The sequence below is a fragment of the Ruegeria sp. H4 genome (genome assembly GCF_056533065.1).
Map to the genome: position 1 here is coordinate 350,262 of NZ_JBQFOC010000001.1, position 15,091 is coordinate 365,352.

Genomic DNA, 15,091 nt, shown 5'->3' on the forward strand with positions numbered 1-15,091 from the left:
AACCCTCCGAAAGCAAACTGCTCCGAGGATGGACTATCCCATCCGGCCTGTTGCTTGGTCAAAGCCAAGCTGGAGGTGTGGTTAACCCTTTGTCACCAGGCTTCGGGCTGTTGGGTGTATGCGATATACAGCGGATGTTTCGGGTGGCCGTCTTTCGTCAGACCCAGATGGAACAGAGGGTGCCCGGTGTTCCGCAGCAGGGTTTCCACTGTTGGTCCGCGCTCCAGATGCGCGCCATGGGTGCCCCAGGCGGCGATGACCTGATCGGCCCACTGAACGCCATCCAGAATGGCCGCGTCGTTCTCGGGGCCTACCGGATCGACAGCGGCGCGCATCTTGCGTGGGTCGGTATCGCGCCAAGCAAAGATGTTTGTCACTTGAAACGCCCCAAAGCCTAAAGCGCGCGCGCGGCGTTCACAGCGTTCAACCGTGGGATCATTCTGCACCTCAGTCGCGGTCGACGGGTTCAGCATCACAAACAGCGCCTTGCGACCCTCGGGATCCCAGATTCGGGTGAGGCTATAGCGATAGTTTTCGCAATCAGAATAAACAGCGGTTGATGGCGCATCGCCCTTGGTGTGGGTTCGAGTGATCATGCCCATCGCCTAGCACGTGGGTCAGGCAACGAACACCCGGCTAGGATGCAATTCGCCCGATTTATAGATGCCCACCGCCACGGCTTTGCCGTCGAGCGAGGCCCAGGCCTCATCGCCGTATTTTGCGTCTGAGGCCAGAACCATACCCGGATTACCGTTGCGCAGGCGGGTGGCGCCTTCGGGGGTGCATTTCAGTTCGGGCAGGTCCGACAGGCCGGTTTCCAGCGGGTGCAGGTAGTCGTCCAGCGCGGTGGTCTTGGCCATCTCGTCGATCTGCTCGATGGACAGGCCATCCTCGGCCTCGAACGGGCCGGACCAGATGCGGCGCAGCTCGCGAACATGGCCGTAGCAGCCTAAAGCCTCACCGAGATCACGCGCGATGGAGCGGACGTAGCCCCCTTTGCCGCAAGTCATCTCCAGCACCACATGGTCATCGTCGGGGCGATCAACCAGTATGAGTTCTTCGACCCACAAGGGGCGAGCGGACAGTTCCACATTCTCGCCATCGCGGGCCAGCTTATAGGCGCGCTGCCCGTCGATTTTCACCGCCGAGAACTTAGGTGGCACCTGCATGATGTCGCCCAGAAACGGGGAAAGCGCCTGCTTGATCTCGTCATCCGAGGGGCGCATATCGCATTGTGCAATCACCTCACCCTCGGCATCGTCGGTATTGGTGGCCTGACCCAGAAGCACAGTGAAGGTGTAGGCTTTCAAAGCATCTGTGATATAGGGAACGGTCTTGGTCGCCTCACCCAGAGCCACGGCCAGAACCCCAGTCGCCTCAGGGTCTAGCGTCCCTGCATGCCCCGCCTTCTTGGCGTCCATCGCCCAACGCACCTTGTTGACCACCGCGGTCGAGGTCATGCCGGCGGGCTTGTCCACCACCAGCCAGCCAGAGATATCGCGACCTTTGCGTTTGCGTCCCATTTTGCACCTAGAATCTTGCTGAGGCGCGCGAGTTAGCGGATCGCCCAGACGCTGTCAATTTACAGGCATATCCTCGACCACGCCTACGATGGGCCCCAACGAGAACCCGACATCCGACCGGTTGCTGGCACGTTCATACATGCGAGAGATATTGCCGTCGAAGAACAGCGCATTTGGTGTTTCCAGAACATCCCGGAACAGGCTGCCGAATTCGTGAAAAGTGACGTAGTCATCAGAGATCGCGAACACTGCGCGCGTCCCATCCGCGCTGGTGCCGACCCCATTACGCACATAGACCGAGGTGGAATCGGGCAGAAAGCGTGGGTGTAGTTCGCCATCGATCACCAGCATCGGACCGGATTGAGTCGCAAAACGGCACTGCGGGGCTTGCTCGACAAACTCCAACGTCTCAAACACATCGGCACGGCCGTCGCGGATGCAGAACACACCATTGGGTAGCAAGCCGAAATTTCCAGGGCCCGGATTGGCAATCACGCGCATCTGTTCCTGACCATACTCGACATAGTGGCCCACGGGCGACCGATCGTCGTGATACATGCCTGCGTTCATCGCAAAGGCGAGGCGTTTGCCACCGGGTTCAAGCGCTTCGTTGATCGAGGAAAAGTGCCCAAGCAGATCGCCGTTTTCATCGTTTAGAAACAGGCGCAGGTCTTCGCTGGTGGCATCTACCTCGCAGATCGTATAGCGCTTGTCCTGATGCGTGACCTTCTCACAGGTCACCGCGCCGGCTTGCACGGCCCAGAGAACCGCGCTCAAAATGGTCAGTGACCGGATCACTCGTCCAGATCGCGGCGCACCGCGTCCTGTTCGAACATGCGACGGGTGTCGTCCAGACGGTCAAACGTATCATCCAGACGGAATCGCAGATCGGGTGAAAATTTCAGGTTCAGTTTCTTACCGATCACGCGCCGCAGCTCACCCTTGTTACGGGCAAGCAGTTCGATCACGTCCTCCTGCCCCTTGCCCCCGAGTGGAAGCACATAGGCGGTGGCGATCTTAAGATCGGGCGAGGTGCGCACCTCACCCACAGTAATCGACATGCGGTTCAGGTCGGGATCGTGGACATCTCCGCGCGCCAGAACCTCGGACAGGGTGCGGCGGATCAGTTCGCCGACTCGCAGCTGTCGTTGGGACGGGCCAGGGCCATCGTGGAATTTGTTCTTTGCCATAAACCCCGATCTAAGCGCAAAGCAGGGCTTTGCCAAGCGGGCGCGAACCGGGTAGGAGGCTTTGAGCAGTTTGCAGCAAGGGAACACCGCCATGACCCATATTCCGGGGATCGTTATCACAGGGGCTTCGGGCCGTATGGGGCAGATGCTGATCAAGACCGTCAGCGACAGCGATCAGGCGCGTCTGGTCGGCGTGGTCGAGCGCGCGGGCCATGATTGGATCGGTCAGGATGTAGGTGAGGCCATGGGCGGCCTCGCGCTGGGTGTCACAGTCACCGATGACCCGTTGGAAGCCTTTGCGCAGGCGCAGGCCGTGATCGATTTCACAGCACCCGAGGCGACGTTGGAATTCGCAGCATTGGCGGCACAGGCGCGCTGTGTCCACGTGATCGGTACCACCGGCATGAGCGACGACCAAATTTCGGCGTTGGAGCCTGCCTCGCGCCACGCAGTCATCGTGCGGGCGGGCAACATGAGCCTCGGCGTCAACCTGCTGGTGCAACTGACTAAAAAGGTTGCGGCGGCGCTGGATGAGGATTTCGATATCGAGATCATTGAAGGCCACCATCACCACAAGGTCGACGCCCCTTCGGGCACCGCGCTGATGCTGGGCGAGGCCGCCGCTGAGGGGCGTGGAGTCAAGCTGGCCGATGTCTCCGACCGGGGTCGCGACGGCATTACCGGTGCGCGCAAACGTGGCGATATCGGGTTTCACGCCATACGTGGTGGTGACATCGTGGGGGAACATGACGTTTTGTTCGCCGCACCGGGCGAGCGCATCGTTCTGCGTCATCTGGCCACCGACCGCGCAATCTTTGCCAGAGGCGCATTGAAAGCCGCGCTTTGGGGACAGGGGAAATCGCCGGGTCAGTATGACATGTTGGATGTTCTGGGCCTGTAGCCCTGCGCAGCGCCAGCGAGGACAAGTGTTTGTTGCCCTCGGTGGTCGCTTATGATTGCGTCAATCGGTCTTCAGATGACGATCGACCATGCGCTGCACCATCGGCGCGAAATGGGCGAAATCGGGTGTATCCATATCCGCGCGCTTACCTGCTTCGTCGAGGTAACGTACCTGAATGATCTCTTTCAGGTTTGGATTGGCTTCGAATTCTGCCACTTCTTCTGTGCTCATCGGGCCGCCTTGCAGTTCAAGCGTGTGGATGGACGCGGCTGACAGCCGGTTGAAATATTCCGGCTTGGTGGCGCAGAGATAGCGCTTGGCCGCAACGTGATATCGGCAGCAATCGGTGATGACCGAGGGGAAGAACTGCTCTAGCACTTCAGCCCCGGCATCCTCGTGATGGCGGTCCTCGGTGTCGTCGGGATGATACGTGCCGAACTCGGAGGTGAAATGGCCGATGTCATGCAGCAACGCGCCCACGATGATCTCTTCGGCCATGCCGTTCTGTTCTGCGATGGTGGCGCCCTGCAGCATATGTTCGGCCATGGTGACAGGTTCGCCCAGATACTCTTCACCGCCGCGTCGGTCGAAGATGTCGCCGATGAAAGCCACGATATTGTCGCGGCTCAGCGTCGTGAAATCAGGTTTCATTCCGCCGCCTCCGGCTGGGCCATTTCCATCGCGGCCAAGGTCGACAGCAAGCCATCTTTGTCTGCATAACACCCCTGCAGCCAACGTGATCCCGCGCCCGAGTAGCCGAGGCGCGCATGCAGTACGCGGGTGTTATCCACGATAAAGCTCTCACCCGGTTCCAGCTTGAACGCCACACCCATCGCCGGGTCATCGATGATTTCGGCCAATTGGCGATAGGCGGCGTAATAGACTTCCATCTTGTCAAAGGGCACGTCAACAAACGGGGCCGAGGAGCGGTTGTTGAAGCGGATGCCAATCAACTCTCCATCCGGGGACAGTTCGATCATCGGGCGGCGCGACCGCAGGCAGACCCCGTCTGAGCCTTTGTATTCGAACCGGGCTGGGTAGCCTGCCAGCAGGGCAAAGCCTTCGGGGTTCTGATCACGGAGCTTTTCGGCCGCGCGGAATCCGTCAACCACGATGGAATCGCCGCCTTCGGCGGAGTTTTCAAGACAATAGAGGATTTGCAGTGTGGGCACCGGGTCGCGGTAAGGATTGTCGGTATGGGCCTGTAATCCAAGCCCGGTATAGGCCAGGTTGGTCGGGTTCACTTCGGTTCGGACCTCAAAATAGGGGCCATAGTTGGTTTTGCGCACATAGCCGAACAGGTCGGCCACTTTCAGCAGCGATTCCGCCTCGGTCGGGCCTCCGGTTAGCTTGGCAAAGCCATATTCAGCCACCGCTGCCAGCCAGTTGCGCTTGGCGGAAGGATTGGCATGAACCTCAGACCAGTCACCGCTGGGCGCATCGATGCCACGTTCCCATGTGGTGATGCCGGGCGCGACGCGGCCCGGCACAGCATCATGATCGCGGTCATAGCAATGTTCAGCCAGCCAGTCGGCGGGGAAGATGACCGTCTTATCCTCGGGCTGGAACGTGACCTGCAGATCGCCCGCAACAACTTGCACCGCGCTGACCGAGACGTCGGAGGGGATGTCGCTGATAGTAATCAGGCGCTGGCCATTGCCGGGCGCACGGGTGTCCGGGTCCAGCGCGTTGTCGCGTAGCCAGATGGCGTGAAAGCGGGCCTCGGTTCCGCTGTCAAACACAACAGTAACGACAGAGGCGGTGTGAGTGGCGGTGCGCAGCATGGGGGGTCTCCTGTTCAGCGCGAGCTTTGGTTGAGCAGATACGATGTTCATGGCATTACGACAATTAATCCTTCTTGCGGCTGAGGCTCGGAAAAACTTATGGCTAAGAAAAAGATCGGATTGCCGCCCCTGGACTGGCTGCGGGTGTTCGAAGCTGCGGGCCGGTTGGGCGGGTTTTCAGCGGCGGCAAAAGAGTTCGGGCTGACGCAGGCGGCGGTCAGCCAGCGGATTGCCAACCTCGAATCCTGGCTGGGCCGGTCCTTGTTTGTGCGTGAAGCGCGCGGCGTGTCACTGACGGTCGAAGGTGAAAGCTATCTGCCGCTGGTGCAGGACAGTTTGCAGGCGTTGGAACGCAATACCGAGGACTTGTTCGGAAAATCCCCGCGTGAGCTGCGGGTTGCAGGGCTATCATCGAGCATTCATGCGCTTGTTCTGCCCTGTCTGGACCGATTTCAGGACATGCGGCCCAAGGTGCGCGTGATGACAGACTCGGTTGCGCGCCGGTCGTCATTGGATGAAGAGCGCACCTGGCTGCAAATCCGCTATGGGCGCGAAGCGTGGCCGGGGCGCGATGCCGCGCTGATCGCGTCCGAGGTTCTGGTGCCGATGGCCGCACCCGGTGTCGTTTGGGGCGCGCCGCTAATTGATCTGCGTGGCGAACGCCCGGGCTGGCGGGACTGGGCAAGGAAAACGGGCGGGGCGGAGCTTCCGCCGTCAAAAGTGAGCTTTGATTCGATGGAACATGCGATTTCCGCAGCCCGGCAGGGGCAGGGTGTGACACTGGGCTCGGTGCCTCTGGCGCAGGCGGATTTGCAATCGGGGCGATTGCAAAGGCTAGACTTGCCAGAATTGCAGACCAAGGATGGCTATTGGCTGACATGGCCTGAAGACCGGGCGACATCCAAGAAACAGCGCGCGTTGATTCAGGATTTTCTGCAAGCGCTGCGCGGCTGATCGCCTAAAAATCGATGGCGATGCCCTTTTTCTCCCAATCGCCATAGCGGGCAGGGTCTGGCCCGTCACGACCGCCCAGTTCTTTGGGCAATGCCTCTGCTTTGGCTTCGGCCTTACGGCGGCGTTCTTCCGCTTCGGCCAGCGCGCGCTGGGCCGCGGGGGGCAGGTCTTTGCGGTCATCACTCATGACATCGGGTTCCTTTCCGGGCACAGCCTTGATATACGCCCGCGTCCGCCAATGGCAATGCGGGCGCAGGTCATATGAAGGCGGGATCATGTCAAACAGCGCAACAGCAGCACGGCGCAGCACAATCTATCTGTTGGATCAGGTGCTGGGTGAGGGCCGGTTGCTGTCCGAATGCCTGGCCGCAGGTGCGCTGGACCGGCTGGGCCCCGAAGATCGCGCGCGTGCGCAGCGCCTGGCCGTTGAAACGCTGCGCGGGTTGGAGCGCGCCGACCGACTTCTTGACAATCATTTGAACCGGACACCCGCCCTGACTGTGCATAATGCGCTGCGTCTTGGTGCGGTTGAGCTGTGCAATGGCGAAGCCGCGCATGGGGTGGTGAATTCCATGGTCGAGATTGTCAGCCGGTCACGCAAGCATGGTCGCCTTAAGGGTCTGGTCAATGCAGTATTGCGCAAGGTCGCTGCCGAAGGGCCTGAGGCCTGGCCCAAGATGCGTGTACCACGTCTGCCCGAATGGTTGCGCGATCCCCTGATCACCGCTTGGGGCGCGGGTGCTGTTATCGGCATGGAACAGGCCCATTTTGCCGGGGCTCCGCTGGATCTGACCGTCAAGCCGGGGGCATCTGCGCCGTCGGGTGAAACGCTGCCAACCGGGTCGGTGCGTGTCAAAGATGCAGGTCAGGTTTCGACCTTGCCGGGATATCAGGCCGGGGCGTGGTGGGTACAGGATGCGGCGGCTGCCCTGCCGGTGCGCGTTCTGGCCCCGAAGCCGGGTGAAAAGGTGCTGGACCTTTGCGCCGCGCCGGGCGGGAAGACGATGCAACTGGCCGCTGCCGGGGCAGATGTCACGGCGCTGGATATCTCAGAGGCGCGTATGGAGCGGGTACGAGAGAACCTCGCACGGACCGGCTTGAAGGCAACGGTTGTTGTCGGCGACGCACTGGAGCATGCGGGACAGTATGATGCGATCCTTCTGGATGCACCCTGTTCGGCCACGGGCACGATCCGCAGGCACCCCGATCTGCCTTTTGCCAAGGATGGGTCCGAATTCGGTGGTTTGATCGATCTTCAAGCGCAGATGCTGGCCCATGCCTGGGGTCTGCTGAAACCCGGCGGGCGGTTGGTCTATTGCACCTGTTCTTTGTTGCCGGACGAAGGCGAGGTGCAGATCGAAGAGGCGCTGGCAAGCCATCCGGATATGGTAGTGGATCGCGTGGCGCTGAACCTGCCGGGCGTGGACAATAACTGGATCACCGAAGAAGGCGGCTTGCGCCTGCGGCCGGATTATTGGGCGGATCACGGCGGTATGGATGGGTTCTACATCGCCTGCCTGAGTAAATCCGCCTTAGGTCACGCTTTTCGATGACTTGACGATCAGCCCGGTCTATCGTTGGGTCGCAAGCGCCAGCAGAGCGCAAGGGGCAGAGTAAAACGCGTCATGTCAGAAACGGACACCATGACCAGCCGGTGGATGCGGTTTCAGAACCGGTTTTATGCGCGTCTAAGTCAAAGGCAGCGGGCGGTGACCGGGTTTGTTTCACAGCCCGAACCGCGCACCGTTGGGTCTTATGCGCGGGGGCGTCAGCTGGTCGCCGGAAACCTGCTGTTCTCCGGCTATCTGGTCGAGGCGCAAGATACGGGTTTGTGGGAGGTCGCGGCCCCAAGCGTTGGATTTGACGATGAACGCCACGGCTTTGCCTGGCTTGATGATCTGGCTGCGGTTGGAGACAGTCGCGCGCGGGAAAAGGCGCAGCGCTGGGTCTGGGGCTGGATCGCGGCCCATGGGCGAGGCCGCGGGCCCGGATGGGTTCCTGATCTGACCGGGCGCAGGGTCATGCGCTGGATCAATCACGCTCTCTTCCTGCTGCGCGGCGTTGATGATGCCCAAAGTAAGCTGTTCTTTCGGTCTCTGGCGCAACAGACCTGGTTCCTGTCTAAGCGTTGGCATGCGGCGACGCCGGGATTGCCAAGGTTCGAGGCACTGGCCGGACTGGTGCAATCGGGCCTTGCCCTTGAGGGGCTGGAGGCGATGGCCGACCCCGCAGTCCGTGCCTTGGCGCGGGAATGCGAACGACAGGTGGATGCACAAGGTGGTATCCCAACCCGCAACCCCGAGGAGTTGCTGGAGGTTTTCACCTTGCTCAGCTGGACCGCCGCCGCCCTGAACGATGTGGGCCGCGGCACGCCCGTGGCGCAGGCCAACGCGATTAAGCGGATTGCACCTACCTTGCGCAGCTTGCGCCACGCCGATGGGGCCTTGGCCCGGTTCCATGGTGGTGGTCGCGGGGTCGAGGGGCGATTGGAACAGGCGCTGGCGCAAAGCGGGGTCAAACACAAGGCGGCGACCGAGCTGCCGATGGGGTATTCTTGCCTTTCTGCCGGTCGGACCACGGTTGTTGTCGATGCCAGCCCGCCGCCATCCGGTGCGGCCTCGTTCAACGCGCATGCCTCGACTTTGGCGTTCGAGCTAACGTCGGGTCGTCGTCCTCTGATCGTCAATTGCGGGTCCGGGGCCAGTTTCGGGCTGGATTGGCGGCGGGCAGGCCGGGCAACGCCGTCTCATTCCACTTTGTGCCTGGACGGCTATTCCAGCGCCCGACTGGCCCAGCCGGTTCAAGGTAGTGAGCAGCAGGCGCTTGTCGACGCGCCGCGCGGTGTTCCATTTGATTTTGAGGACGCGATCGAAGGCATTCGCTTTATGTCCGGGCATGACGGGTACGCCAAAGTGTTTGGCCTGACCCATGCGCGCACCTTCGAGTTGCGTTTTGACGGACGCAAATTGACGGTCGAAGATATTCTTCTGACCGCAACCGACAAAGCCAAGCGGCAGTTTGACAAGGCGATGGATGCCTCGGGCCTGTCGGGCATCCCTTTTGACATTCGTTTTCACCTGCATCCGGATGTGGATACAGCCGTTGATCTGGGCGGGGCGGCGGTGTCGATGGCGCTCAAAAGCGGCGAGATCTGGGTTTTCCGCCATGATGGCATAGGAAAATTGGACGTCCAGCCAAGCGTTTACCTTGAAAAAGGGCGCCTAAAGCCCCGCGCGACAAAACAGATCGTTCTATCTGGCCGCGCAATGGAGTATGCGACGCGCATCCAGTGGACGTTAAGCAAGGCGCAGGATACTGCCTATGCCGTGCGTGACCTGCACCGGGACGAGCCAGAATTCGACTGACGCCAAAAGGACCTTTGGACCCATGACCGATCTTCACCCCGTGCGCCGCGCGTTGCTTTCCGTTTCCGACAAGACCGGATTGATCGAGCTGGGAAAGGCTCTGGCCGAACGCGGGGTTGAGCTGTTGTCGACCGGCGGCACTGCCAAAGCGCTGCGTGACGCGGGGCTTGAAGTTCGGGACGTGAGTGAGATCACCGGCTTTCCCGAGATGATGGATGGTCGGGTGAAAACGCTGCACCCGATGGTGCATGGAGGCCTGCTGGCCCTGCGTGACAACGACACCCATGTCGCAGCGATGGACGAGCATGGCATTGGCGCAATCGACCTGCTGGTCGTGAACCTCTACCCGTTCGAGGCGACCGTTGCCAAAGGTGCGGGCTATGATGAATGTATCGAGAACATCGACATTGGCGGGCCTGCGATGATCCGCGCGGCCTCAAAAAACCATGCCTTTGTGAATGTTGTTGTCGATGTCGAAGATTACTCTTCCCTGCTGGATCAGTTGGAAGAGAACTACGGCAAGACCTCATACGGGTTCCGCCAGTGGCTGGCCCAAAAGGCCTATGCCCGCACAGCGGCCTATGACACAGCTGTTTCGAACTGGATGGCGGAGGCGCTGCAGCTGGAGGCCCCCAAGCGCCGTGCCTTTGCTGGCGAACTGAAACAGACCCTGCGCTATGGCGAAAACAGCCATCAACAGGCAGCGTTCTATACCGACGGCACGAACCGTCCCGGTGTGGCGACAGCTGTTCAGCATCAGGGCAAGGAACTGAGCTACAACAACATCAACGACACTGACGCGGCCTTTGAGTTGGTGGCAGAGTTTGATCCGGCACAGGGCGCGGCCTGCGCCATCATCAAACACGCCAACCCCTGTGGTGTTGCGACAGGTGAAACCTTGCTCGACGCTTATAAATCGGCCTTCGATTGCGATCGAACCTCAGCCTTTGGGGGCATTGTAGCCCTAAATCAACCGCTCGATACTGAAACCGCGCGGGAAATCACCGGGATTTTCACCGAGGTCGTCATTGCCCCCGGCGCGTCGGATGAGGCCAAGGCGATCTTTGCGGCCAAGAAAAACCTGCGCCTGCTGACGACCGAAGCCCTGCCGGACGTGACCGCCGGTGGCAAAACCGTGCGTCAGGTGGCTGGCGGCCTGTTGGTTCAGGACAAGGATAATGGCTTTGTTGGCATGGATGACCTGAAAGTGGTCACCAAGAAAGCGCCGACCGACGAACAGATGCGCGACCTTCTGTTCGCGTGGAAGGTGGCCAAGCATGTCAAATCCAATGCCATCGTCTATGTCAAAGACGGAGCAACCGTCGGTGTGGGTGCGGGGCAAATGAGCCGTGTCGACTCCGCACTCATCGCAGCCAAGAAAGCTGAGCGCATGGCCGATGTTCTGGGCCTGCCCCAGCCATTGACCATTGGCTCCGCCGTGGCGTCGGACGCGTTCTTCCCCTTCCCAGACGGTTTGATGGAGGCGGCGCAGGCTGGTGCTACCTGCGTGATCCAACCGGGTGGCTCCATGCGCGATGATGAGGTGATCGCAGCGGCGGATGAGGCCGGGCTGGCGATGGTCTTCACCGGCATGCGGCATTTCCGGCACTGATGTCCTATCGGCTGCTATACTGGGCTGCGCTGGTGGCCATTCTGATCGACCAGATCAGCAAATATTTGGTCGTTCGGGTACTGCGCGTGGCGGATCAGCCTGGTGGTATCGACGTTTTGCCACCTTTGGTCGTGTTCAAATACGGTGAAAACCGCGGTATCAACTTTGGCCTGTTTCAGGGCAACTCTGATGCCGCGCGCTGGGTTTTGGTCGCGATCTCCGTTGCGATTTGTGTCGCTGTTTTTATCTGGCTGCGCCGTTCAACCCCGTCCAAACTGATGCTGATTTGCGGCGGTTTATTGATCGGTGGCGCGCTGGGTAACGTGGTTGACCGGGTGTTTTATGGTTTTGTTCTGGATTTCCTGAACATGTCTTGCTGCGGCATTAACAACCCGTATGTGTTTAATCTGGCGGATGTTTTTGTCTTTGCAGGGGCCATTGGGCTTGTTCTGTTTGACGGGAAAAAGCCCTCGTGACGCGCCGAAGGATATGCGATAAAACGTCCGAAACTGGTTGGAGACTCTGATGCGGTTGTCGCGCGCACCCTATGTTTTGATCTTTGCCGCTGCGGTTGCGGCGTGCTCGAACCCTGGTTTGCGCGAACTGACGCCTCCGGGGGATGGCCCCGATGAGTTCTCGGTGCTGCCGGTCAAACCTCTGACAGAACCCAAGGATTATGCATTTCTGCCCGCCCCAACCCCGGGTGGTAGTAATCTGACAGATCCGAATCCCAAGGCAGATGCGGTTCTTGCACTGGGTGGTAACCCGGCAGCGACGAACCCGAACGGGGCGATCCCGGCCTCGGATTCCGCGCTGGTGACCGCGTCCAGCCGCTATGGTGTGCCGGCGAACACGCGCCAGATCGTTCAGGCCGAAGACGATGAGTTCCGCCAACGTCGTGGCCGGTGGACCGGCCTGCGCCTGTTCCCGGTGGATCGCTATCAGCAGGTCTATGAACGTCAGGCGTTGGATCCCTTTGCGCAGACGGAAGCTGCCCGCCGTGCCGGGCTCGAAACGCCCTCGTCACCGCCAGATGAATAAATTTTAACTTTTTGTCATCTGACTTGAACCTGCCGCGCGCCACCGTAGTTTATGCTCATAACGAAACGGAGGATGCCCCATGGTTCGGGCCTTGGCACTTTCTGCCGCCCTGATTGCCGCGACCCCGGTTTTTGCCGAGGATGGTCAAGAAGCGGTCACGACATTTACGCTTGATAACGGAATGGAAGTGGTCGTGGTCGAAGACCACCGTGCGCCTGTCGTGCAGCATATGGTCTGGTATCGGGCAGGGTCGGCGGATGAGCCTGCGGGTGTATCAGGTATCGCGCATTTCCTGGAACATCTGATGTTCAAAGGGACGGACACCCTGAAACAGGGGGAGTTTTCGGCTACGGTCGCAGCCAATGGCGGCGATGACAACGCCTTCACCTCATACGACTACACCGCCTATTTCCAGCGCGTCGCTGCGGATCGGCTGGAGCTGATGATGCAGATGGAATCCGACCGGATGCGCAATCTGCGCCTGACAGAAAATGACATCACCGCTGAACGCGGCGTGATTTTGGAAGAGCGGAACCAGAGAACCGAAAACAATCCACGTGCCTTGTTTGGCGAACAGCTGAGCGCGGCACAGTATCTCAACCATGGCTACGGCGTACCGATCATCGGTTGGATGCATGAGATGGAGGCGCTGGACATGGACGACGCCCTGTCTTTCTACGCGGACCACTACGCACCCAACAACGCCATCCTTGTTGTCACCGGGGATGTGGACCCTGAAGAGGTGCGCGCGTTGGCCGATCGGTATTATGGCGTCATCCCGTCAAACCCCGAGGTGCCCGAACGCGCGCGTCCACAGGAGCCGCCGCAGACAGCCGAGCGTCGCTTGACTTATAAGGACCCGCGCGTGGCGCAACCCTATGTGCACCGCACCTATCTGGCACCCGAACGTGACCCGGGCGCGCAGGAAAAAGCCGCCGCCTTGTTCCTGCTGGCCGAGCTGCTGGGGGGCAGCACGACCTCGTATTTGAATGAAGAACTGCAATTCGATCAGCAGATCGCCGTTTATACAGGTGCGTTCTATCGCGGCGTTTCGCTGGATGACACGACCTTTGATCTGCTGGTTGTCCCAGCGCAGGGCGTGACGTTGCAAGAGGCCGAAGATGCCATGGATCAGGCCGTAGCAGACTTCATCGCTGAAGGCGTGAACCAAGAGGATCTGGACCGGATCAAGATGCAACTCCGCGCCTCGCAGATCTATGCCCGTGATAATGTGGATGGGATCGGCAACCGTTATGGCCGTGCCTTGGCCAGCGGTCTGACGGTCGAAGACGTACAGGCCTGGCCCGATATTCTGCAGGAGGTCACAGGTGACCAGATCATCGCCGCCGCGCGCGATGTCCTGCAGCGCGAGGCCTCGGTGACCGGCTGGCTGATGCGCGACGATGAGGTGACGCAATGAAACGGCTTTTTACAACTCTGATCGCCCTTCTGGTCGCATTGCCAGCATGGGCAGAGATTGAGATCAAAGAGGTGACATCACCCGGGGGCATTACCGCCTGGCTGGTCGAGGATCACGCGATCCCGTTCACTGCGCTGGAGTTGCGTTTCCGTGGCGGGACATCACTGGATGACCCCGAAAAACGCGGTGCGGTCTATCTGATGAGCGGTTTGATCGAAGAAGGCGCGGGCGACATGGATGCTCGCAGCTATGCTCGTGAACTCGAAGCGCTGGCCGCGTCATTCAGTTACAACGCGAGCGATGACACCGTCTCGATCTCAGCGCGCTTTCTGACTGAGAATCGCGATGAGGTCACGGACCTTCTGCGCACCACGATCCACGAACCCAGGTTTGATGAGGACGCGGTTGAGCGGGTGAAGGCGCAGATCCTGTCCGGGCTCAAATCAGATGCCAACGACCCCAATGATATCGCGGGTCTTAGTTTCTCGTCGATGGCCTATGGCGATCATCCCTATGGGTCTGAGGGCAAAGGTACCATTGACAGCGTATCGGCCCTGACCCGCGATGACGTGGTCGAGGCGTATGACAGTGTCTTCGCCAAAGACCGGCTTTATGTCGGTGCGGTTGGTGACATCACCGCCGAAGAACTGGGCGTGCTTCTGGACAAATTGCTGGCTGATCTGCCTGACAGCGCAAAGCCAATTCCGGGCAAGGCAGAAGTGTCGATCGAAGGCGGTGTCACCGTTGTCGACTTTGACACGCCGCAATCGGTTGCCTTGTTCGCCCAGAAAGGGATCGACCGGGACGATCCGGATTTCTTCGCGGCCTATATCTTGAATCACATCCTTGGCGGCGGCGGGTTTGAAAGTCGCCTGATGCAGGAGGTGCGCGAAAAGCGCGGCCTGACTTACGGTGTCGGCACCTATCTTGTGCCCAAGGATTTGGCCTCGGTCTATATTGGGTCGGTTTCATCCTCCAATGATCGCATCGCCGAAGCGGTTGAGGTTATTCGCGACGAATGGGCACGCGCAGCCAGCGAAGGCGTGACACAGAAAGAACTGGATGATGCCAAGACCTATCTGACGGGGGCGTACCCTTTGCGCTTTGACGGCAATGGTCAGATCGCCGGGATCATGGTTGGAATGCAGATGGAAGGTCTGCCTATCGACTATATTGCAACCCGCAACGATCAGGTGAATGCGGTGACCTTGGAGGATGTGAACCGGGTCGCGAGTGAACTGCTGGACCCAGAAGGTTTGCACTTCACTGTCGTGGGCAAGCCAGTCGGGCTGGACGGATAA

The 15,091-nt window shown here is 60.0% G+C and carries 16 protein-coding genes; 9 read left to right on the forward strand and 7 right to left on the reverse strand.

Annotated features, from left to right (window positions below; translation table 11 throughout):
* Window positions 1–92 precede the first annotated feature (92 nt).
* From ACR0KG_RS01705 to rbfA, 4 genes are read right to left on the reverse strand one after another with little or no spacing between them, the layout of a single operon-like run.
* A complete protein-coding gene (locus ACR0KG_RS01705; RefSeq protein WP_480551101.1) occupies window positions 93–596 on the reverse strand; it encodes a DUF1643 domain-containing protein in 504 nt (167 codons plus the stop codon).
* 21 nt (window positions 597–617) lie between these two features.
* The gene (truB, locus tag ACR0KG_RS01710) at window positions 618–1,523 is read right to left on the reverse strand and encodes a tRNA pseudouridine(55) synthase TruB (protein WP_480551103.1); all 906 of its coding nucleotides are present in this window, start codon (window positions 1,521–1,523) and stop codon (window positions 618–620) included.
* 54 nt (window positions 1,524–1,577) lie between these two features.
* Entirely contained in the window at window positions 1,578–2,321 is a 744-nt protein-coding gene (locus ACR0KG_RS01715; RefSeq protein ID WP_480826306.1) for a phosphodiester glycosidase family protein, read from the reverse strand.
* Complete coding sequence (gene rbfA, locus ACR0KG_RS01720) at window positions 2,318–2,713, reverse strand: 30S ribosome-binding factor RbfA (RefSeq protein WP_170453633.1); 396 nt, start codon at window positions 2,711–2,713, stop codon at window positions 2,318–2,320. The genes ACR0KG_RS01715 and rbfA overlap by 4 nt, the downstream gene beginning before the upstream one ends.
* A 91-nt stretch (window positions 2,714–2,804) precedes the next feature.
* Between rbfA and dapB the strand changes: the two genes are divergently transcribed.
* Window positions 2,805–3,614: a 4-hydroxy-tetrahydrodipicolinate reductase gene (gene dapB, locus ACR0KG_RS01725; protein WP_480826307.1), complete on the forward strand. Its 810-nt coding sequence runs from the start codon at window positions 2,805–2,807 to the stop codon at window positions 3,612–3,614.
* Between the two features lie 60 nt (window positions 3,615–3,674).
* Here dapB and tmpB read toward each other — a convergent pair whose 3' ends face one another.
* Complete coding sequence (gene tmpB / locus ACR0KG_RS01730) at window positions 3,675–4,265, reverse strand: (R)-1-hydroxy-2-trimethylaminoethylphosphonate oxygenase (RefSeq protein WP_480826308.1); 591 nt, start codon at window positions 4,263–4,265, stop codon at window positions 3,675–3,677.
* Entirely contained in the window at window positions 4,262–5,398 is a 1,137-nt protein-coding gene (tmpA, locus tag ACR0KG_RS01735) for a 2-trimethylaminoethylphosphonate dioxygenase (protein ID WP_480826309.1), read from the reverse strand. The genes tmpB and tmpA overlap by 4 nt, the downstream gene beginning before the upstream one ends.
* A gap of 99 nt (window positions 5,399–5,497) precedes the next feature.
* Here tmpA and ACR0KG_RS01740 point away from each other — a divergent pair, with 99 nt between their 5' ends.
* Window positions 5,498–6,352: a LysR family transcriptional regulator gene (locus ACR0KG_RS01740; RefSeq protein ID WP_480543321.1), complete on the forward strand. Its 855-nt coding sequence runs from the start codon at window positions 5,498–5,500 to the stop codon at window positions 6,350–6,352.
* 4 nt (window positions 6,353–6,356) lie between these two features.
* On the opposite strand, the gene ACR0KG_RS01745 is transcribed toward ACR0KG_RS01740, so the two are convergent.
* Window positions 6,357–6,539, reverse strand: a complete 183-nt coding sequence (locus ACR0KG_RS01745) for a DUF1674 domain-containing protein (protein WP_170533727.1) — start codon at window positions 6,537–6,539, stop codon at window positions 6,357–6,359.
* Window positions 6,540–6,627: 88 nt separating this feature from the next.
* Between ACR0KG_RS01745 and ACR0KG_RS01750 the strand changes: the two genes are divergently transcribed.
* The 7 genes from ACR0KG_RS01750 (at window position 6,628) to ACR0KG_RS01780 (ending at window position 15,091) form a co-directional block, all read left to right on the forward strand.
* Window positions 6,628–7,905, forward strand: a complete 1,278-nt coding sequence (locus ACR0KG_RS01750; protein ID WP_480826310.1) for an RsmB/NOP family class I SAM-dependent RNA methyltransferase — start codon at window positions 6,628–6,630, stop codon at window positions 7,903–7,905.
* Between the two features lie 72 nt (window positions 7,906–7,977).
* Window positions 7,978–9,717 (forward strand): heparinase II/III family protein, encoded by a 1,740-nt coding sequence (locus ACR0KG_RS01755; protein ID WP_480826311.1) that lies wholly within the window; start codon window positions 7,978–7,980, stop codon window positions 9,715–9,717.
* Window positions 9,718–9,739: 22 nt separating this feature from the next.
* On the forward strand, window positions 9,740–11,329 hold the full coding sequence (gene purH / locus ACR0KG_RS01760) for a bifunctional phosphoribosylaminoimidazolecarboxamide formyltransferase/IMP cyclohydrolase (protein WP_480826312.1): 1,590 nt from the start codon (window positions 9,740–9,742) through the stop codon (window positions 11,327–11,329).
* Window positions 11,329–11,805: a signal peptidase II gene (lspA, locus tag ACR0KG_RS01765; RefSeq protein WP_480826313.1), complete on the forward strand. Its 477-nt coding sequence runs from the start codon at window positions 11,329–11,331 to the stop codon at window positions 11,803–11,805. Before purH ends, lspA begins: the two co-directional genes overlap by 1 nt.
* A gap of 49 nt (window positions 11,806–11,854) precedes the next feature.
* The gene (locus tag ACR0KG_RS01770; RefSeq protein ID WP_170533713.1) at window positions 11,855–12,370 is read left to right on the forward strand and encodes a DUF3035 domain-containing protein; all 516 of its coding nucleotides are present in this window, start codon (window positions 11,855–11,857) and stop codon (window positions 12,368–12,370) included.
* Between the two features lie 79 nt (window positions 12,371–12,449).
* On the forward strand, window positions 12,450–13,790 hold the full coding sequence (locus ACR0KG_RS01775; RefSeq protein WP_480826314.1) for a M16 family metallopeptidase: 1,341 nt from the start codon (window positions 12,450–12,452) through the stop codon (window positions 13,788–13,790).
* Window positions 13,787–15,091, forward strand: coding sequence for a M16 family metallopeptidase (locus ACR0KG_RS01780; protein WP_480826315.1), 1,305 nt, complete (start codon window positions 13,787–13,789; stop codon window positions 15,089–15,091). Before ACR0KG_RS01775 ends, ACR0KG_RS01780 begins: the two co-directional genes overlap by 4 nt.